Source organism: Oxalicibacterium flavum (assembly GCF_014635065.1).
In the GTDB taxonomy this organism is placed as follows: Bacteria; Pseudomonadota; Gammaproteobacteria; order Burkholderiales; family Burkholderiaceae_D; genus Oxalicibacterium; species Oxalicibacterium flavum.
On the sequence record NZ_BMCG01000001.1, the window covers coordinates 189,239 to 207,949 of the forward strand.

At 64.4% G+C, this 18,711-nt stretch carries 19 protein-coding genes; 4 read left to right on the top strand and 15 right to left on the bottom strand.

From position 1 onward, the window contains the following. Positions 1 to 5 precede the first annotated feature (5 nt). The 14 genes from IEV38_RS00855 to IEV38_RS15330 form a co-directional block, all read right to left on the bottom strand. Complete coding sequence (locus tag IEV38_RS00855) at positions 6 to 1,364, bottom strand: mechanosensitive ion channel family protein (RefSeq protein ID WP_188394281.1); 1,359 nt, start codon at positions 1,362 to 1,364, stop codon at positions 6 to 8. A 13-nt stretch (positions 1,365 to 1,377) separates the two neighbouring features. Further along, a complete protein-coding gene (locus tag IEV38_RS00860; RefSeq protein ID WP_188394282.1) occupies positions 1,378 to 2,634 on the bottom strand; it encodes an RsmB/NOP family class I SAM-dependent RNA methyltransferase in 1,257 nt (418 codons plus the stop codon). Positions 2,635 to 2,709: 75 nt separating this feature from the next. After that, on the bottom strand, positions 2,710 to 3,324 hold the full coding sequence (purN, locus tag IEV38_RS00865; RefSeq protein ID WP_188394283.1) for a phosphoribosylglycinamide formyltransferase: 615 nt from the start codon (positions 3,322 to 3,324) through the stop codon (positions 2,710 to 2,712). Between the two features lie 100 nt (positions 3,325 to 3,424). Beyond that, complete coding sequence (locus IEV38_RS00870) at positions 3,425 to 3,823, bottom strand: barstar family protein (RefSeq protein WP_188394284.1); 399 nt, start codon at positions 3,821 to 3,823, stop codon at positions 3,425 to 3,427. Positions 3,824 to 3,848: 25 nt separating this feature from the next. Further along, on the bottom strand, positions 3,849 to 4,238 hold the full coding sequence (locus IEV38_RS00875) for a guanyl-specific ribonuclease (protein ID WP_188394285.1): 390 nt from the start codon (positions 4,236 to 4,238) through the stop codon (positions 3,849 to 3,851). 55 nt (positions 4,239 to 4,293) lie between these two features. Continuing rightward, entirely contained in the window at positions 4,294 to 5,520 is a 1,227-nt protein-coding gene (locus tag IEV38_RS00880; protein ID WP_188394770.1) for a patatin-like phospholipase family protein, read from the bottom strand. A 70-nt stretch (positions 5,521 to 5,590) separates the two neighbouring features. Further along, a complete protein-coding gene (gene ggt, locus IEV38_RS00885; RefSeq protein WP_229728483.1) occupies positions 5,591 to 7,381 on the bottom strand; it encodes a gamma-glutamyltransferase in 1,791 nt (596 codons plus the stop codon). Between the two features lie 129 nt (positions 7,382 to 7,510). After that, positions 7,511 to 8,167 (bottom strand): adenylate kinase, encoded by a 657-nt coding sequence (adk, locus tag IEV38_RS00890; protein WP_188394286.1) that lies wholly within the window; start codon positions 8,165 to 8,167, stop codon positions 7,511 to 7,513. Between the two features lie 156 nt (positions 8,168 to 8,323). Next, positions 8,324 to 9,073 carry a 3-deoxy-manno-octulosonate cytidylyltransferase gene (kdsB, locus tag IEV38_RS00895; RefSeq protein WP_188394287.1) on the bottom strand — a complete coding sequence of 250 codons (750 nt, stop codon included), beginning with the start codon at positions 9,071 to 9,073 and terminating at the stop codon, positions 8,324 to 8,326. Between the two features lie 17 nt (positions 9,074 to 9,090). Next, positions 9,091 to 9,276, bottom strand: a complete 186-nt coding sequence (locus IEV38_RS00900; protein ID WP_188394288.1) for a Trm112 family protein — start codon at positions 9,274 to 9,276, stop codon at positions 9,091 to 9,093. Next, complete coding sequence (lpxK, locus tag IEV38_RS00905; RefSeq protein ID WP_188394289.1) at positions 9,257 to 10,405, bottom strand: tetraacyldisaccharide 4'-kinase; 1,149 nt, start codon at positions 10,403 to 10,405, stop codon at positions 9,257 to 9,259. Before lpxK ends, IEV38_RS00900 begins: the two co-directional genes overlap by 20 nt. Continuing rightward, a complete protein-coding gene (locus IEV38_RS00910) occupies positions 10,302 to 10,736 on the bottom strand; it encodes an ExbD/TolR family protein (protein WP_188394290.1) in 435 nt (144 codons plus the stop codon). The genes lpxK and IEV38_RS00910 overlap by 104 nt, the downstream gene beginning before the upstream one ends. 15 nt (positions 10,737 to 10,751) lie before the next feature. After that, entirely contained in the window at positions 10,752 to 11,363 is a 612-nt protein-coding gene (locus IEV38_RS00915) for a MotA/TolQ/ExbB proton channel family protein (RefSeq protein WP_188394291.1), read from the bottom strand. Between the two features lie 245 nt (positions 11,364 to 11,608). Further along, positions 11,609 to 13,264: a sigma-54-dependent Fis family transcriptional regulator gene (locus IEV38_RS15330; protein WP_188394292.1), complete on the bottom strand. Its 1,656-nt coding sequence runs from the start codon at positions 13,262 to 13,264 to the stop codon at positions 11,609 to 11,611. 468 nt (positions 13,265 to 13,732) lie between these two features. Here IEV38_RS15330 and IEV38_RS00925 point away from each other — a divergent pair, with 468 nt between their 5' ends. From IEV38_RS00925 to IEV38_RS00940, 4 genes are all read left to right on the top strand, one after another. After that, entirely contained in the window at positions 13,733 to 14,548 is an 816-nt protein-coding gene (locus IEV38_RS00925) for an ABC transporter ATP-binding protein (RefSeq protein WP_188394293.1), read from the top strand. Beyond that, positions 14,545 to 15,330: an ABC transporter permease gene (locus IEV38_RS00930; RefSeq protein WP_188394294.1), complete on the top strand. Its 786-nt coding sequence runs from the start codon at positions 14,545 to 14,547 to the stop codon at positions 15,328 to 15,330. Before IEV38_RS00925 ends, IEV38_RS00930 begins: the two co-directional genes overlap by 4 nt. A gap of 27 nt (positions 15,331 to 15,357) precedes the next feature. Next, complete coding sequence (locus IEV38_RS00935) at positions 15,358 to 16,338, top strand: ABC transporter substrate-binding protein (RefSeq protein WP_188394295.1); 981 nt, start codon at positions 15,358 to 15,360, stop codon at positions 16,336 to 16,338. A gap of 129 nt (positions 16,339 to 16,467) precedes the next feature. Next, complete coding sequence (locus IEV38_RS00940; protein ID WP_188394296.1) at positions 16,468 to 18,171, top strand: carbon-nitrogen hydrolase family protein; 1,704 nt, start codon at positions 16,468 to 16,470, stop codon at positions 18,169 to 18,171. 92 nt (positions 18,172 to 18,263) lie between these two features. Here the strand turns inward: IEV38_RS00940 and IEV38_RS00945 are convergent, their stop codons facing one another. After that, entirely contained in the window at positions 18,264 to 18,650 is a 387-nt protein-coding gene (locus tag IEV38_RS00945) for a winged helix-turn-helix transcriptional regulator (protein ID WP_229728542.1), read from the bottom strand. Positions 18,651 to 18,711 lie beyond the last annotated feature (61 nt).

Here is an 18,711-nt window from a genome sequence, read left to right on the forward strand (position 1 = left end):
GCGTTTTAACGCTGCAAGTCCTTGTTTGGCAAGGATTTTTGCTCGATCAGCCCTTGTTGCAACTGATTGTATTGCTCATCCGTCAATCTTACTTCGCGCCGCCCCGCCGGCACCTGGATGCCGTGCTCGGCAAACAACCGCCACACCGCGCGGTTGACGTCCGACAATGCGCCGCCCCGGTGATCCGGTGAATTGACAAAGAAACCGAGCTGCAGTTCGATGCCATCCGCATTGAAAGCCACCAGCGTGGCGCCCGGCACGCGATCCGGACCCTTGCGCACGCGCTCGACACTGGTCGCAGCCTGCTCCAGCAGACGCAATGCCAGATCGACATCGGTGCGGTAATCGACCGTGATGCGGGTTGTCGCCTGTACCACATTGTCCGTCAGCGTCACGTTCTGCACCGCCGCCGATACCAGCATGTCGTTCGGCAATACCGTATCGGTACCGTCGCCACCGTGCAACACCGTGTAGCGCGTATTGATCTGCGCCACCTTGCCGCTGAATTTGTCGATGGTCACGCTGTCGCCGATGGCGAGGCTGCGCTCGAGCAGGATCACGAAGCCCGAGACGTAGCTGCTCGCCAGCCGCTGCAACCCCAGGCCGAGACCGACGCCGAGCGCCCCGCCGAACACCGACAGCACCGTCAGGTCGATGCCGACCATCGACAGGCTGAACAGCAGCGCCAGCAGGATTAGCAGGCCGCGGCTCATGCGCGACAGCACCGCGCGCATCGACGAATGCATGCTGCCGAGCTTCATCAGGCGCTCTTCCAGCAGCGCCGACAGCCACAGCGCAAGCAGCATGGTCACGCTGACCGAGACCACCGCCTGCAGGATCGTCATCAGCGTCAAACCATTGCGGCCCAAGGGCAGCGTCACCGATTCGAGCACGTGCACGAGCTCGGGCAGCAACCCGGTCACGTGCAGCGCCATCACACCCCACACCAGCGCCGCGAAGCCTCGTTCGAACAGCACCACCGTGCCACCGACGCGACCGCCGCGCGCGAAGGTGCGATGCATCAGATAGAACCCCATGCGCACCAGCGCGAACGAACCGAACAGGAAGGCTGCCAGCCGCAGCAGATCGACGCTGTACCAGTAGCGCAGGATCAGCGCGCCCAGCACGAGCGGCAGCAGCGTCAGCAGCGGCCACAGGATGCGGCCCAGCGTTTCTGCCGCCAGCTTGCGATGCGCCGAACCGTCGCCCGTCTCGCGCGCGGCCATGGTCTGGCGAATGCTGCGCGCGAGCCACCAGCCGAATGCCATGCTGGCGAGCAGCACGCCAAGCTGCCATTGCAGGCCCGGATGCGCGAGATCGGTGGTCAGGTCGAGCCAGAGCGCGGAAAGCAGGCTGTTGTCCATGACGATCGCCTCGTTACTTCTTGCGTTCGAGCACGGCGGCGAAGAAGCCGTCGGTCTGGTGCCGGTGCGGCAGCAGCTTAAGATAGTTGTCCATCTCGAGCGCGATCTTCTGTTCGGCCAGCACATCCTTCATCGGCACGAGTACAAAATCGTCGCGCGAGGCCAGGAACTGTTCGACGATGGCGTCGTTCTCTTCCTCGAGAATGCTGCAGGTCGCATAGACGAGACGACCGCCCGGCTTGACCAGGCGCGCCGCGCCGGCCAGGATGGATTGCTGCTTTTCGTTGAGTTCGGTGACGGCCTGCGGCGTCTGGCGCCACTTGACGTCCGGGTTGCGGCGCAGCGTGCCGAGTCCGCTGCATGGCGCGTCAACCAGCACGCGGTCGATCTTGCCAGCCAGGCGCTTGACCTTGGCGTCGTTCTCGTGCGCGATCACGACCGGGTGCACGTTCGACAGGCCGCTGCGCGCCAGGCGCGGCTTCAGTTTCGCCAGCCGCTTTTCCGAAACGTCGAATGCATACAGGCGACCGGTGTTGCGCATGGTCGCACCCAGCGACAGCGTCTTGCCGCCGGCACCGGCACAGAAGTCCACCACCATCTCGCCGCGCCGCGCGCCGACGATCTGCGACAGCAGTTGACTGCCTTCGTCCTGCACCTCGATGGAACCGTTCTTGAACAGCGGCAGGTTCTGCAGCGCCGGCTTCTTGATCACGCGGATGCCGAGCGGTGCATATGGCATGGCTTCGCACAGGATGGGTGCCTGCGCCAGCTCCGCCACCACCTCCTCGCGGTCGGCCTTGATCGCGTTGACGCGCAGGTCGAGCGGCGCCGGACGGTTCATCGCCTGCGCCAGTTCCAGCGTGGCCTGCTCGCCGTCGCGCGCGACCAGCTTGTCGAACAGCCAGTCCGGCAGGTTGGCGCGCAGCGATGCCGGCAGGTTGCCGCGGTCGATCTGCATCACGCGCTGCAGCCAGGCGTGCTCGTCTTCGGACAAACCTCCCAGCGCCTCGACACCCGCGGCGTCCGCCAGCCCGAGCAGCGCCATGCGACGCATCGCCGGTCCGCTGCCGGATTCGGCGAAATGCGTATAGACAGACTTGTTGCGCAGCAAGCCATAGACCGCTTCGGCGATCACGCCGCGCTCACGGCCGCCAAGACGCGGATGCTCGCGGAAATAGCGCGACAACGTGCCGTCGGCCGGTGCGGTGAAGCGCAGCACTTCGCGCAGCACTTCTTCGGTATTGCCAATGATCGCTGGGGGCAATCTCATGAACATTCCTTCAATTTCAATTCAGACGAGGTAAACAAGCCGCTCTACATGCAGTGTAGCGGCGAAATAGGCGCATCAGCCATCCTGCGCGACGATGCGCACGATGCCATCCCGCACACTCAGACGGTCTTCGATGAACCAGCGCACGGCAGCCGGATAGATCACGTGTTCCTGCTCCAGCACGCGTGCGGCCAGCGACTCCTCGGTGTCGTCCGGCAGCACCGGCACCACGGCCTGCGACACGATGGGACCGTGGTCGAGCTGCGGCGTGACGAAATGCACGGTGGCGCCATGGAAGCGCACACCGGCGGTCAATGCCTGCCGGTGCGTGGCGAGGCCGACGAAACTCGGCAGCAGCGAGGGATGAATGTTGAGCATGCGGCCGCTGTAATGCAGCACGAAGGCATCGGTCAGGATGCGCATGAAGCCGGCCAGCACCACCAGATCCGGCGCATGGGCATCGATGCGTTCGCGCAGCGCGGCGTCGAAGGCGGCGCGATCCGGATAATCGGCGCTGGGCACGATCTCGGTCGGAATGCCGTATTCGGCTGCGCAGGCCAGCCCCGCCGCGTCGGCGCGATTGCTGATCACGGCCGCAACCCGGGCCGGCCATCGTTCACTTTGAGCCGCACGGAGGATCGCCTGCATGTTGCTGCCCCGTCCCGAGATCAAAATGACGATTTTTTTCATGGCGCGCATTGTACCGCAGCGCCATCGGCGATGGCCGGCAAACCTGCGATGCAGCGTGCGGATGCGGGAAGGAAGGGCCGTGCGGACGACGGCCGGAGAATTACTGGAAGGAGTAGAAGACGCGGAAGGCGATTTTCTTGTCGGCCCAGAAATCGGCCGCGTCGCGGAACACGTCGAGCAGGGTCTCGCGCGCTTCCTTGTCGAACTTGGGCGTATTGGGCAACTGCTCGAGCACGATCAGGAAGCCCGGCTGCGGACCGGCCTTGTGGGCGAGGCTGGTCAGGCAGTCGGACAGGGCATCGAAGTTCTTGCCGAAATGGCGCGGGAAGTGAAAGGCCTCGGCGATGGTGGTCAGCACCTGCTGCTTGGTCGTCGCGTGCGCGCAATGCGCATAGAGAAAATGCTGCCCGAGCGTCGCCGCTTCCGCCTGCAGGTCTGCGACGCGAAACGCACGTATCGATTGCACGACATTCGGCGGGACGGTTTTCAACAAACTCATGTAATCCTATCTCCAGCAAATAAACTCAACGGCGGTATTCCTGCTCGATCACGCGGCGAAAACTGCGGTAATGATCGGCCGTGTAATAAATCTCTGCCGTACTGCGCGGCGCACCTCCGGTCACCAGGCGCCGCGCGCCGCGATTGCGGGCACGCGGCGTTTTTACGGTGAATTCGCGATAATACCCGCGCTTTTGCTGTGGCAAAACCCTTTCGTAGTTTCCGAACACCGATCCGTCCTTCTCGTACGGAAACGGCCCGCCCTGCCGGATCAATCGCAAGGTTTCCCGCGCCTCCACCGGCAATTCACTGGTGGAAATCGTGCCGGAAACCCCGCTTTCGAACGAAAAAGCGTTAAAAGAAAGTAATAATGTAGCGAAAAACAATAAAAATCGCGAAATTAATTTATTGCTCATTTTTTATTTTCCCCAAAGAAATGACTGACGCAGGCGGCCGCCTCTACCGGCGAGCTCAGGAAGCCGCACGGTTTTCGCCCTCGACCCAGCGCGTGCCCTCTTCCGCCTGCTGCCGACATCCGAAGAAGGCAAGAATCTCGTTGCGGTGCGCCAATGCATCCTTGCGTCCCAGCGCCATCAACTCCCCCGTGTAGCTGCGTTCGAACAGCAGGTACGACGCCAGCGCCGCACCGCGCGCCTCGGTCGCGCCGATGCCGCCCAGCAACATGCGCACCGGGCGCGGCAGGCTGCCGACGTGGCGACTGGCGATGCTGTCGAGCCGCTCGGACGGGGCGATCGCCAGCATCTCGAGCGGACGCAGCGACGTCTTTGCACGCTGTTCGGGCGTCAGCACCGAGAGCGTCTGGTTGACGCGATTCAGGCGCTCCATGTCGCTGGCGATGCTGTCGAGGAAGATGCTCGACAGCGCATGACCGGCAATCTGCGCCAGGCTCGGATAGCGCGCATGCTCGGCCAGATCCATGGCCGGCTCGAGCAGGCGGCCGGCGCCGATCACGAGGATCTTGTCGGCGCCCAGATGGATCGCCGGCGAGATCGGCGCCACCTGCCGCATCGAACCATCGCCGAAGTATTCGCGGCGGCCTTCGCAGAAAATCGGCACCGCCGGAAAGATCAGCGGAATCGCCGCCGATGCCAGCAGGTGCTCGACCCCGATCTGGCCATGGATGGACACGCGCTGCGTGCGTACCCACGGCTTGATGTCGGCTTCGGTCTGGTAAAAGGTGATGTGGCGGCCGGCGGTATAGGAAGACGTCGTCACCGCCAGCGCATGCAGCTTGCCGCCCGCCAGCGCGGCGTCCAGCCGCGGCAGGTTCAGCATGCGGTTGAGCAGGCTGACCAGCGGCGTGTTGTCGAGCAGGGACACCGGCGGATTGGCCTTCCATGAACGCATCAGCCAGCCGAAGGACAGCACCGACAGCCAGCGCGCGCCCGAACCCAGCACGCCGAACAGATCGGCACGATAGACCTGCTCCGCCGTGAAATGCTCCCATACACCGGCCACGCGTTCGAGGCCATTGCCGAAATCGTCTGCATGACAGGCCAGCGCGGTGGCATTGATGGCGCCGGCCGACGTGCCGGTGATGATGTCGTATGGATTGCGGTCGGACTGCCAGCCGGCCTCGCACAGGATGCCGGAGATCGCCTGCAGTACGCCTACCTGATAGGCAGCGCGTGCGCCGCCTCCGGTCAGTACCAGACCGATTTTCTTGCTGTCTCCCATACGTTCCATTATTCCGGCGTTTGTGCCATGGAGCAAGCTCGGAGCGAAAGCCGACGGGAAAGACCGGCCGTCATTCGCCTGCGGCAATCCCCTCACGGCGCGGATCGGCGCCGCCGAACCACATGTCCTCGCCGTGGATGTTCATGCGCATGATGCCGTGCAGTCCCGAGGTCTGTTCCTCCACTGTGACCTCATGCCCTTTCGCGCGCAGGGCATCGGCCAGAGCCGGCGAGGTGCGGCCGAGTTCGAGTTCGGTCGGTCCGTTGCGGCTGCCAAAGTTGGGCAGGCTGATCGCCTGCTGCACGTTCAGGCCCCACTCCATGGTGCCCACCAGCGTCTTCGCCACGTAGTTGATGATGGCCGAGCCGCCGGGCGAGCCGATCGCCATCACGAACTTGCCGCTGTCCTTTTCGAACACCAGCGTCGGCGCCATCGAACTGCGCGGGCGCTTGCCCGGCTGCACGCGGTTGGCGATCGGTCCGTGTTCGTCGGCCGGCAGCATCGAAAAATCGGTCAACTGGTTGTTGAGCAGGAAGCCCGCCACCATCTGCCGCGCGCCGAAGGCATTCTCGATGGTGGTGGTCATGGCGAGCGCATTGCCGCGCGCATCGACGACGGACATGTGCGAGGTTGATGGCAATTCCGGCGAACGATCGCTGCCCCACGCCAGTTGCATGCCGGGCGGCGTGCCTGCCGTGGCAGTGCCCATCGAACGCTCGCCGATCAGCGCTGCGCGCTGCGCCAGATAGCGTTGATCGAGCAGCGGCATGCCGCCGCCCGGCAAGGGGGCGAAGTCGGGATCGGCCAGGTAGCGGTTGCGGTCGGCATAGGCGAGCCGCCCCGCTTCGGCAAACAGGTGCACGGCCTGCGGCTGCACGCCGTTGTCATCGGGCGCCAGCGCGCGCAGGTCGAAATGCGCGAGCATGCCCAGCATCTGCGCCACCGTGATCGCACCAGACGATGGCGGCGGCATGCCACACAGGCGCCACAGCTTGTAGTCGCTGCACAGCGGCGCGCGCTCTTTTGCGCGATAGCCGGCCAGGTCCTGCTCGCTCATGGCGCCCGGATTGCTCGCGTGACCCCGCACCTTGGCGACGATGGCGCGCGCGATGTCGCCGTTGTAGAAGGCCTGCGCGCCTTGCGCGGCGACCGTGCGCAACGTAACCGCCAGTTCAGGATTTCGCAACAGAAAACCGACAGGACGCGGCTGACCGGACGCGTCATAGAAATAGGCGGCCGCCACCGGGTCCTGCTTGAGCGCCTGTTCGCGCATCAGCAGCGTATGCAGGCGCGCACTGACGGGAAAGCCCTCTTCCGCCAGCCGGATCGCCGGTTCGAACAGCGCGGCCCACGGCAGCCTGCCATGCTGGCGATGCACGTCTTCCAGCATGCGCAGCACGCCCGGCACGCCAACCGCGCGGCCGCCGATCACCGCATCGTAGAACGACATCGGCGATCCATCCGCCTGCAGGAACAGTTTTTCATCGACCGCGGCCGGCGCGGTTTCTCGGCCGTCGAAAGCCTGCACCGTGCGTCCGTCAAAATGCATGAAGAAGGCGCCGCCGCCGATACCCGACGATTGCGGCTCGACCAGCGTCAGCACCATCTGCGTCGCAATCGCCGCATCCACCGCCGAACCGCCGCGCTTGAGCATCAGCGCACCGGCCTCCGCCGCCAGCGGGTTGGCGGCCACCACCATTTCCTTCTTGGTGAACCAGCCATCCTTTTCCTGGTAGCCGCTGGCGCCTTCGGGTTCCAGCGTGGCAACCGGTCCGGCCGGCGGAAGGTGGCTGCAGGCGGACAGCGATGCGGCAAACAGCAAGGCGATCAGCGGACGAGGCGACATTGGACGGGATGACATGAGCACTCCTGCAAGACGGATACAGCCAGCAGTGTAGCGTGCAAGGATGCCAATCAGGCAAGAATGCGTGAGCGCGTACCCATAAAAAAAGCGGACCCGAAGGTCCGCTTTTATCGATGGCTGGCCCGCTCAGTCCTGCAAGGCAGCGAAGGCGCTGTCGCGAATCTGCTCGACCGGGCCGACGCCGGCGATCTTGCGGTATTTGGGCGCGCCCGGCTGGCCGGAAGCCGCCCACTTGTTGTAGTAGTCAACCAGCACTTCGGTCTGGTCGTGATAGACCGACAGGCGCTTCCTGACGGTTTCTTCCTTGTCGTCGTCGCGCTGGATCAGTTCCTCGCCGGTGACGTCGTCCTTTCCTTCCGTCTTCGGCGGATTGAACTTGACGTGGTAGGTGCGGCCCGAGGCCGGATGCACGCGACGGCCGCTCATGCGTTCGATGATGGCGCTGTCCGGCACGTCGATCTCGAGCACGTAGTCGATGGCGACGCCGGCTTCCTTCATGGCGTCGGCTTGCGGAATGGTGCGCGGGAAGCCGTCGAACAGGTAGCCGTTGGCGCAGTCCGGCTGCTTGAGGCGATCCTTGACGAGGCCGATGATGATGTCGTCCGACACCAGGCCGCCTTCGTCCATGATCTTCTTGGCGGCCAGGCCGAGCTGCGTGCCTTCCTTGACGGCGGCGCGCAGCATGTCGCCGGTCGAGATTTGCGGGATGTTGAATTTGTCCTTGATGAAACCAGCTTGCGTGCCCTTACCGGCACCAGGCGCTCCTAGAAGGATGAGGCGCATGAAATCTTCCTAAATGAACTTGAATCGATAACCGCAGTGGCCGCGATTGGCCAGGGGAAAAGTCTGAATCACGATTCGACTTGTCGGCAGAGCACGGAATTTAACACAAAAAGGGGCAAAAACCCGGTTTTGATGACAGGCAGACAAGCATGCGGGTCAGGAAAAATGCCGGCGCACGCGCTCCAGATCGTCCGGCGTATCGACGCCGGCGGCCGGCGCCTCGTCGGTCACGTGCACCGCGATCGGCACGCCGTGCCACAGCACGCGCAGCTGCTCGAGCGCCTCGATGCGTTCGAGCGGCGAGACTTCGAGCCGCGGATAGGCCTGCAGGAAATCGTTGCGGAAGGCGTACAGCCCGATGTGGCGCAGCGGCGCGTAACCATCCGGCAATTCATCTTGCGCACGGGCGAAGCCGTCGCGATGCCAAGGGATCGTCGCACGCGAGAAATACAGCGCGCGGCCGGCGCGGTCGAGCACGACCTTGACCACGTTCGGGTTGAAGGTCTCGGCCACGGCGTCGATCGCGTGCGCGGCGGTCGCCATCGACACTTCGGCACTGATCAGTTGCGCGGTGGCCGCGATCAGCGCGGGAGCGATCAGCGGTTCGTCGCCCTGCACGTTGACCACCACCGCATCGTCCGGCAGTCCGATGGCGGCCGCCACTTCGGCGATGCGGTCGGTGCCCGAAGGATGGTCGTCGCGCGTCATGCGTGCATCCACGCCATGCGCCTGGCAGGCAGCGACAATGTCGGCATGGTCGGTGGCGACGATCACCTGCGCCGCGCCGGCCTGCGCCGCGCGCTCGGCCACGCGCACGATCATCGGCTTGCCACCGAGATCGGCGAGCGGCTTGTTCGGCAGGCGGGTGGAAGCGAGACGGGCGGGAATGATGACGGTAAAGGACATGCTGACTGGCGCTGCGCTCAGTTCGCCGTCGGCGCGGCAGCCTGCAGGTCGCGTGCCTGATCGGCCCACATGATCGGAATGCCGTCGCGGATCGGATAGGCAAGGCGGTCGGCCTTGCAGATCAGTTCCTGCGCCTTGCGGTCATGGTCGAGCGGACCCTTGCAGATCGGGCAAACCAGGATGTCAAGCAGTCGAGTGTCCACGGAGTTTCTCCACAATTCGTTCGGCGAAGGCGCGGTCGAGCTGCGCCGTCACGGGCACGACCCAGATGCGCGGGTCGTTTTTCAAGGCTTCATGTTGCCGACATTTTACTGCATCCTTCTCCGTGATCAGGATGGTATCGGCTTGCACGGCGGCAAACGGATCGTCGGCAAAATCGTGATGGTCGGGCAGCGCGAGGCAGTCGAATTGCAGGCCCGCATCGCGCAGCAACTGGAAGAAGCGCGCCGGGTTGCCGATGCCGGCGGCAGCCAGCATGGACGATGAAGTCCCCTGCTGCGCAAACGATGCAAGCGCGCGCGTTTGCTGCGGATCGCACAGCCGTTCGGCCACCGTTCCCTGCAGCGTCATCGCGACCGCATCGTCCGGCACGCCGGGCACCGGCAATGCGCCGTTGACGACTGTAAAGTCGCGCGGCCTGTCGGCCGGCTCGCGCAAGGGACCGGCCGGCAGCAGCCAGCCGTTGCCGACACCGCGTCCGTCGAACAGCACGATCTCGATGTCACGCGCGAGACGGTAATGCTGAAGACCGTCGTCGGAAACGATGACATCGACCTGCGGATGCGCGGCCAGCAGGGCCGATGCCGTCGCCACGCGGTCGCGCCCGACCATGACCGGGCATTGCGCACGCTGCGCGATCAGCAGCGGTTCGTCGCCGACGTCGTGCGCCGATGCTTGCGCGTGCACCTCGCGCACCACCGTGTTATCTACGCCGTAGCCGCGCGAGATCACGCCCGGGTGGAAGCCGACTTCACGCAGCGCCTGCACCAGCCAGATTGTCAGCGGCGTCTTGCCGGTGCCGCCGACGAAGATGTTGCCGACCACGATCACCGGCACCGGCATGCGCTGCATCTTTTCCGGATGATCGAGATAGGAACGCCGGCGCGCCGCGGCCACGCGGCCGAACAGGCAGGACAGCGGCAGCAGCGCATGCGCTGCCACGCCGCGCCGCAGCCAGGCGCGCGTCAGGAATTGTTCGAGTCGGGAACGGCTCACGACGGCAGGCGCGTCACTTCTGTCCGCGCGTTTGCGCGACGAACACGACCTTGGGATAGCCGGCAATGCGCGCCGCGTCGAGCACGTTGATGACGGTCTGATGCGCAGCGGTGGCATCGGCCGCGATCGCGATGACCGGATCGGCATTCTTGCGGCCCGAGGCGTTGACCACCGACGTCAGTTCCGCCGCCAGCGCTTCGGCATTCTGCACCGCGACGCGGTTGTTGTTGATGGTGTAGCGGTTCTGCGCATCGATGCCGATGTTGATCTGCAGCGGCTGCTCCTGCGCCTTTTCGGCGTCGGCGGTCGGCAGTGTGATCTGCAGCGCGGTGAAACGGCTGAAGGTGGTCGTGACCATCAGGAAGATCAGGATCACGAGCAGCACGTCGATGAACGGGATCAGGTTGATCTCCGGGTCCTCGCGGCCATGGCGTTTGCGGAAGTTCATGCGCGCCGTCCGGCCTTATTTGCGGTTGCCGTGGACGATATCGACGAACTTCACGGCCTGCTGCTCCATCTCGACCACGAAGGTATCGACCAGCGCGCGGAAGTGGCGGTAGAACACCAGCGCCGGCATCGCGATCGCGATGCCGAAGCCGGTGTTGTAGAGCGCGATGGAAATGCCATGCGCCAGCTGGCCCGGATTGGAGCCGGTGCCGGCTGCGTTCTGCGAACCGAAGATTTCGATCATGCCGACGATGGTGCCGAACAGGCCCATCAGCGGCGCCAGCGAGGCGATGGTGCCGAGCGTGGTCAGGAAGCGTTCGAGTTCGTGCGCGGTCGCCTGCCCTGCTTCCTCGATCGATTCCTTCATGATCTCGCGCGGCGAATCGACGTTGCGCAGGCCGGCCGCCAGCACGCGGCCCAGCGGCGAATTCTGCTCCAGCGTGGTCACCACCTTGTCGTCGATGCGGCCGTTCTGATAGACGCGGATCACTTCCTGCAGCAGCGTCGGCGGCAGGATGCGCGCGCGCCGCAGGTAGAGCAGGCGTTCGACGATCAGCGCGAGCGCGATGACGGAAGCCAGCAGCAGAAAGTAGATCGGCCAGCCTGCTGCGTGAATGATGGCGAGCAAGATAAGCTCCTTCGTTGGATCGATGGATGATGCGGAATGAGGGGAAATCGGCGTGAAGCGATTCCCGAGAATGTAACGGTTTGACGGCGGGCAGGCAAGCGCCGCCTCGTTCTGCCGCGCCTGCGACAGTTGTCCACGGTTATGCAGGATTTCTGTGGACAAGATTGTGAGCAACCCTGACCGACGCGCGAGAAGTGACTGATTTCAAATGAGATTTTTCCGCTGCCGAAAAAAGTGGCGGTACTTCAACCGCCGATGTGCAGCACCTTGATCCGGTAATTGAGCTGCCGCAGCGTGAGGCCCAGGCGCTGCGCGGCGCGCGACTTGTTGCCGCCGCATTCCTCGAGCGCGGCGACGATGCGGCCCTTCTCTTCCTGCCGCACCGGCTGCATCATGCGCGGCGCGGGCTGTTCGGGCAGCGTGCTGCCGACCAGGGTTTCCACCGCGCGCTCGGTCTGCAGCACCTCGCGCACGTCGTCGGCATCGATCTCCTGCCGCTCGGCCAGCAGCACCAGCCGCTCGACGATGTTCTGCAACTGGCGGATGTTGCCGGGCCACGGAAACCGCAGCAATTGTTCGAGCCCGCCATGCGACAGCGTCGCCTGCCGCTGGAACCTGCCGTTGGCCAGCGCCAGGAAATGCCGCACCAGCAGCGGAATGTCCTCGGGCCGCTCGCGCAGCGCCGGCAGGTGCACGGGCACCACGTTGAGCCGGTAGAACAGGTCGAGCCGGAAACGGCCGGCCGCCACCAGTTTCTGCAGATCGCGATTGGTGGCCGCCACGATGCGCACGTTGACCGGAATCTCGCGCCGCCCGCCGACGCGCTGGATCTGCTGCTCCTGCAGCGCGCGCAGCAGCTTGACCTGCATCAGCAGCGGCAGGTCGCCGACCTCGTCGAGGAACAGCGTGCCGCCGTTGGCATCCTCGAAGCGGCCGGGCCGCGCCGCGTGCGCACCGGTGAAGGCACCCTTCTCGTGACCGAACAATTCCGACTCGAACAGGTTCTCGGGAATCGCGCCGCAGTTGACCTTGACGAAGGGGCCGTCGCGCCGGTCGCTCGCTTCATGCAGCGCACGCGCGAACAATTCCTTGCCGGTGCCCGATTCGCCGAGCAGCAGCACGGTCGCTACCGTGCGCGCCACCTGCATCACCTGATGCAGGGCGGTGCGCGAGGCGACTGATTCGCCGATGATGCCGCCGGCCTGCGCCTGCTGGCCGAGCGCCTTCTTGAGTTCGATGTTCTCGACCGTCAGCGCCGCGGTGCGCCGCTCCACCTGTTCGTCAACCAGCTGCTCGATGCGCATCAACTGCGCGATCTGCGCCGCTACCAGCCGCACCGTCGCAAGGTCGTCGCTCAACGGCCGGTGCAGGCCGCGAAAGCGGTTGACCGCCAGCACGCCGCGCACCTTGCCGTCAACGATGATGGGCAGCGCGAACATGGAGATCACGCCTTTGGGCAGGCGGTCGCGGTCAACCGTGCGCGCGAGGTAGTTGGGCTCGGCATCGATGTCCTGGATGATCGCCATCTCGCCCGACTGGAACACCTTGCCGGTGATGCCCTCGCCGGGACGGAACACGCCGCGCCGGATTTCCTCCTGGTTCAGGCCGTAGGAATAATGAATCAGCAGGCGCTGCCGTCCCGCGTCGAACAGGAACACGCGCCCGCGATTGAGGCCGAGGAACTCGGACAGCAGTTGCAGCATGCTGCCGATCACGTAGGCCGGGTCCAGGCTGCGGCCGATCAGCTTGGAAATCTCACGCGTGACGAACAGCTGCGCCTGCGACCAATCGACGATGCCGTGCACGTTCTTCTGCAGGGCCGCCTTCGCGGTCGAGGGTTCGGCCTCGTGGAGGTCCGTCTTCTTGATGTGCGCATGCATGGCATCGTTCTCCTTGTCCATGCAGCGTTCCTAGCAATGTCCCTGCCATGCAGGAAAAACGGCGCCATCACCGCGAAGAACATCGCCGCGCTCGATCAAGGCAGCGGAAAGTCTTGCCCGCCACACATGTTTTCGCCCCATCGGCGTGCATTCCTGTCGCCCATGCACCGCCATGTTGTTAACAACATGGTTAACAAGTGTTGACACAAGCAAGGCTGTGGCACACCCGAAAATTTGGCATTCGGACAAGCAAATCACCTCCTTGAACGGGCGAAAAATGCCATGCAGGCCGGCATGCCGCATCGGCCGCAATCGCTTGTCCGGCAAGGCTTTTCGGCCGATCGAACGGATCGTGCCGACACTCCCTTTGCAATCCCAAACGGCCTTGCCGCACGCGCTTGGCACATCAATTGCACTACAGGTTCATGTCAAGCGGATGCAACCGGCCAGACGCGACAAGCCCGAAGCAATGTCAACAGGATGCGAACCATGAACTCAGTCGTCGATTTTTCCCACGTTCAGCACGAACCGCCCGCCGTGCCGGCAGCGGAACGCGCCCACATCACGGTACGCGGCCTGCACAAGGCCTTTGGCGGCGTGCCCGTCTATTCCGATTTCAACCTCGATCTGCCCAAGGGGCGCGTGACCTGCGTGTTCGGTCCCAACGGCTGCGGCAAATCGACACTGATCAACATGATCGCGGGCCTGATCCCGCACGATGCCGGCGACATCCTGTTCGACGGCAAGACGCTGCAGCAGACCACCATCGGCTACGTGTTCCAGAACTATCGCGAAGCGCTGTTCCCGTGGATGCGCGCGATCGACAACATCCGCTATCCGCTCAAGCTCAAGGGCATGAGCGAGGCCGACTGCGATGCGCGCGTGCAGGAACTGATCGAATCCTTCGACGTGCGCTTCGACCTCAACCGCTATCCCTATGAATTCTCGGGCGGACAGCAGCAGTTGATCTCCATCATGCGCGCGCTGGCGCCGCACCCGGAAGTGCTGTTCCTCGACGAGCCGTTCTCGGCGCTCGACTACGAGATGACGCTCTTCATCCGCGAGAAGCTGCAGGAAATCTTCCAGGCCACTGGCGTCACCATGATCGTGGTCTCGCACGATCTGGAAGAAGCGGTCTATCTGGCCAATCACATCCTGCTGCTGACCAAGCGCCCGACGCGCGTGGCCGACAACGTGTTCTTCGACGCCGCCCGGCCGCGCGACCTGCGCACGCTGTCGAGCGATGCCTTCGTGCGCACCAAGGCACGCTGCCTGGATATCTTTCAGAACGAGGTACGCAAATGAAAACCGCCGCCAACCCTTTCCTTTCGCCGCACGTGCTGCGCATCGCGCGCGCCCTGATCGGCCCGGCCGCGCTGGTCGCCGTCTGGTGGGTCGCCAACGATTCGGCATGGGTCAGCAACAAGCTGCTGCCCAATCCCTTCGACACCTTCGCCACGCTCGGCAGCAGCCTGTGGTCGGGTTCGATGACGGCCGACCTCGGCGCCACGCTGTTCCGCACGCTGTATGCGTTCGCGATGGCGGCCGCGGCCGGGATTCCGGTCGGCATCGCGCTCGGCTCCAACGACCGCATCTATCGCACGGTGGAATTCCTCGTCGATTTCTTCCGCTCGACGCCGGCCACCGCGATGTTTCCGCTGTTCCTGCTGATCTTCGGCATCGGCGACTTCGCCAAGATCGCGGTCGCGGCCTTCTCGGCCTGGCTGGTGGTGGTGTTCAACGTCGCCTACGGCGTCATGAACTCGCGCAAGACTCGCATCCTGGCCGCGCGCGTGATGGGTGCGTCCAGATGGCGCGTGTTCCGCGACGTGCTGTTCTGGGAATCGCTGCCGCAGACCTTCGTCGGCCTGCGCATGGCGGTCTCGCTGGCGCTGGTGGTCATCATCGTGGCCGAGATGTTCATCGGTTCCACCAACGGCATGGGCCACCGCATCATCGATGCGCAACAGGTATTCGACCTGCAGCAGATGTACGCCTCGATCCTGATCACGGGCGCCATCGGCTACGGATTCAACGTCCTTTTCATCGCGCTGGAGAAATGGATCGTGCACTGGGCCGGTCGCTGACCGCCCGCCTTCAACCTGGAGAATGAAATGAAAAAGCTCGTTTTGGCATCGCTCATCACCGGTCTGCTGTGCAGCGCAGGCACGGCCTCGGCCCAGAAGATGGAAAAGGTCACCGCGTCATGGCTGCCCATCATGCAGACCATGGCCTACTACGTCGCGCTCGAGGAAAAGCTGTTCGAGAAGGCCGGCATCGAGATCAACTCGGTCAAGTTCCAGAACCCGAACCAGATCATCGACTCGCTGGTGTCGGGCCAGGCCGACTTCGGTCCGCCGGGTGCGGCGGCCGGCATCACCGCGCTGGCCGAAGCGCGTTATCCCGGCACTTTCAAGGTCTTCGGCTTGCAGGGCGGTGGCATCAAGGTCAACATGATCAACGACGGCCTGATCGTCTCGAACGCCTCGACGATCTCCTCGTTCAAGGACCTCAAGGGCAAGCGCATCGGCACCCTGCCCGGCATCCAGTGGAAGACCATCACGCGCTACGTGATCCGCCAGAACGGGCTCGATCCCGACAAGGATGTGACCATCAACGAGATCGCGGTGCCTATGCACATCCCGTCGCTGCTGGCAGGCTCGGTTGACGCCACGCTGTCGCTGGAACCGGTCGGCTCGATCGCCGTCGCATCCGGCGAAGCCAAGCGCGCGATGACCAATCCGGTCGCGACCTTCATCGCCGATCCGTTCTATTCGGGCGTGTCGGTACTGTCCACCAAGTTCATGCAGGAACGGCCGGAAGTGGCGAAGAAGGTGGTCGAAGTGCTCGATCAGGCGACCAGGATGACCAACGAGAACTTCGACAAGTACCGTCCCATCATCGCCAAGTACACGGCCATCCAGCCGGCCCAGGTCAACCTGGTGGCGCAACCCTATCTGCGCGCCAACAGCGAGCTGAACGCGACCGACATCCAGTCCTACCAGGCGCTGGTCAACGTGTTCGAGAAGGAAGGCGTGCTCAAGCAGCACATCGACGTCAAGACGCTGATGCTGAAACCGGGCGACTTCCGCTGACCATGAACCGCCGGGCGCCCCCCGATCCCGCCGCCCGGCCCTGACAATCCGATTACCCAGCAGACAAGGCGACGGCCGCGGCCCTCGCAAGGCCGCCGCATTGCCTGCGCAAACCCAAGGAGCAAGAACATGACACCCCAACCCTTCCGCGCCGCCGTGGTCCAGACCCTGGCCGCACTCGGCGATCTCGATATCAACATCGGCCTGCTGCGTCAATACACGCGGGAAGCGGTGCGCCAGGGCGCGCGCCTGATCGTCTTCCCCGAATGCATGAACACCGGCTACCTGTTCGACTCCGCCGAGCATTGCGGCGAACTGGCCGAGACCGTCCACGGCCGCTTCGTGCAGGCGATGGCCGACCTGTGCCGCGAACACAACGTCTTCATCGCCAGCGGCTTCACCGAAAAGGACGAGGCCAAGGGCAAGATCTTCAACACCGGCCTGCTGCTCGACCCCAAGGGCGAGATCATCGTCCACTATCACAAGCAGTTCCTCGCCACGCATGACCAGAACTGGTTCGAGCTTGGCGAGAACGGCTGCCCGGTGGTGGATACCGAACTCGGCCGCATCGGCCTCTTGATCTGCTTCGACGGCCGCATCCCGGAGATCACGCGCAACCTCGCGCTGCAGGGTGCCGAGATCATCGTCGATATGGCCAACTTCTTCGCGATGGATCAGGCCGACATGTGGGTGCCGGCGCGCGCCTACGAGAACGGACTGTGGTTCGTGGCGGCCACCAAGGCCGGCGTCGAGCGCAGCATCTACTATCCGGGCGGCAGCATGATCGTCGCGCCTGGCGGCGAGGTGGTCGCCAAGGTTCCGTACGACACGCACGGCGTGGTCAGCGCCGAGATCGATGTCGCCGCCGCACGCGCCAAGCGCTGGCACCACGCCGGCGACCGCTTCCTCGATCGCCGCCCCGCGCTGTACGGCCTGATCGGCAAGCCGGTGGCCGACACGCCGCTGGCCGCGATCCTCGAGCAACCGCTGGTCCCGGAACAGAGCATCGCCAAGGCCGCCGCCGTACAGGCGCATGCAACGACGGAAGCCGGCAGCCTGGAAGCCGCCTACGAGATGATCGACCACACCGCCAAGCTCGGCGTCAAGGTCATCGTCGTGCCGCAGCACTTCGGCAGCGCGCACTGGCTGCCGGGACTGGCCGAAGCCCTGGCCGAGGCGAAGAACACGCCGGCGCACATCGCGCGCGTATCGGGCATCGCGCGCCAGTACGGCTGCGTGATCGTGCTGCCGGTACTCGAGGAAAAGAACGAGAAGATCCTGCCAACCGCGATCGTCATCGGCACCGATGGCGACATCATCGGCCGCTATCGGCAAAGCCACCTGGAACCGGAAATGACGGCATGGGCGATTGCCGGCGACAGTCTGCCGGTATTCGACACGCCGTTCGGCCGGCTCGGCGTGCTGCTCGGCTACGACGGCATGTTCCCGGAAACCAGCCGCGTGCTCGCGCTGCAGGGGGCAGACATGATCGCGTGGTGCAGCGCCTGGCGTCATCCGCTCGACCGCAAGCTGCTGACGGTACCCAAGGCCGAGGACAACCGCGTCTTCCTGATCGCCGCCAACCGCAGCGACAGCCCCTATCCCGGTGGCTCCTTCGTGGTCCCGCCCAACGGTTTCCCGCAATGGGATCTCGACGTCGCGGCGCCGCCCGTCAAGCGGCACGGCGCGGTCATGCCGACCTTCATGAACCTCGCGCTGAGCCGCCAGAAGTTCATGATTCCGAAGGTGAACATGCTGCGCAACCGCATCGTCGCGAGCTACACGCCGATCACGGCAGTCGATGAGGAAGAAAGCGCGCTGCCGGTAGCCTGATCGCAGCAGCTCAGCGCTCAAACCGAAAGCGGACGGGTCGGCATGCAGCCGGCGCCGTCCGCTTTTTCTTCAGCGGCTTGCCGCTGCCATGTTCACGCCGCCATGCGTTCGTAATCGCGCCGCGCGGCGCAGATGTGCGCGTGATTGGCGTCGGCCCACGCGACCAATGACTTCATCGGCACCAGAAACGAACGGCCGAGCGGCGTCAACTCGTACTCGACGCGCGGCGGCACTTCCGGATACAGCGTGCGCGCGATGAAGCCATCCTGCTCGAGCCGCTTCAGGGTACGCGACAGCATCTGCTTGGAGACATCGCCGATCTCGCGATGCAGAGCATTGAAGCGCATCAGCCGCGTGCCGAGCGCGTCCAGGATCAGCAGGCTCCACTGGTCGCCGATGCGGTCGAGCACGTCCCGGATCGGGCAGGTTTGTTCCGCCGTCGCGGGCGACGGCAGCGATGATGACGATGGCGATGACAGGCTCAATGCAATACTCCTCGATGGCGGGGACGGTCACGTGGCAGTGACCTGATCACGCCGC

What these genes read in the sequence shown, in the direction of transcription:
- lpxK (WP_188394289.1), bottom strand. Translation starts at nt 10,405, where the DNA reads ATGCCACCGCTGCGCATCAGACCGTCATCAACGTGCTCGACGCGGCGC.
- IEV38_RS00880 (WP_188394770.1), bottom strand. Translation starts at nt 5,520, where the DNA reads ATGGGAGACAGCAAGAAAATCGGTCTGGTACTGACCGGAGGCGGCGCA.
- IEV38_RS00930 (WP_188394294.1), top strand. Translation starts at nt 14,545, where the DNA reads ATGAAAACCGCCGCCAACCCTTTCCTTTCGCCGCACGTGCTGCGCATC.
- IEV38_RS00860 (WP_188394282.1), bottom strand. Translation starts at nt 2,634, where the DNA reads ATGAGATTGCCCCCAGCGATCATTGGCAATACCGAAGAAGTGCTGCGC.
- ggt (WP_229728483.1), bottom strand. Translation starts at nt 7,381, where the DNA reads ATGTCATCCCGTCCAATGTCGCCTCGTCCGCTGATCGCCTTGCTGTTT.
- IEV38_RS00855 (WP_188394281.1), bottom strand. Translation starts at nt 1,364, where the DNA reads ATGGACAACAGCCTGCTTTCCGCGCTCTGGCTCGACCTGACCACCGAT.
- adk (WP_188394286.1), bottom strand. Translation starts at nt 8,167, where the DNA reads ATGCGCCTCATCCTTCTAGGAGCGCCTGGTGCCGGTAAGGGCACGCAA.
- IEV38_RS00910 (WP_188394290.1), bottom strand. Translation starts at nt 10,736, where the DNA reads ATGAACTTCCGCAAACGCCATGGCCGCGAGGACCCGGAGATCAACCTG.
- IEV38_RS00875 (WP_188394285.1), bottom strand. Translation starts at nt 4,238, where the DNA reads ATGAGCAATAAATTAATTTCGCGATTTTTATTGTTTTTCGCTACATTA.
- kdsB (WP_188394287.1), bottom strand. Translation starts at nt 9,073, where the DNA reads ATGTCCTTTACCGTCATCATTCCCGCCCGTCTCGCTTCCACCCGCCTG.
- IEV38_RS15330 (WP_188394292.1), bottom strand. Translation starts at nt 13,264, where the DNA reads ATGGACAAGGAGAACGATGCCATGCATGCGCACATCAAGAAGACGGAC.
- IEV38_RS00925 (WP_188394293.1), top strand. Translation starts at nt 13,733, where the DNA reads ATGAACTCAGTCGTCGATTTTTCCCACGTTCAGCACGAACCGCCCGCC.
- purN (WP_188394283.1), bottom strand. Translation starts at nt 3,324, where the DNA reads ATGAAAAAAATCGTCATTTTGATCTCGGGACGGGGCAGCAACATGCAG.
- IEV38_RS00940 (WP_188394296.1), top strand. Translation starts at nt 16,468, where the DNA reads ATGACACCCCAACCCTTCCGCGCCGCCGTGGTCCAGACCCTGGCCGCA.
- IEV38_RS00870 (WP_188394284.1), bottom strand. Translation starts at nt 3,823, where the DNA reads ATGAGTTTGTTGAAAACCGTCCCGCCGAATGTCGTGCAATCGATACGT.
- IEV38_RS00935 (WP_188394295.1), top strand. Translation starts at nt 15,358, where the DNA reads ATGAAAAAGCTCGTTTTGGCATCGCTCATCACCGGTCTGCTGTGCAGC.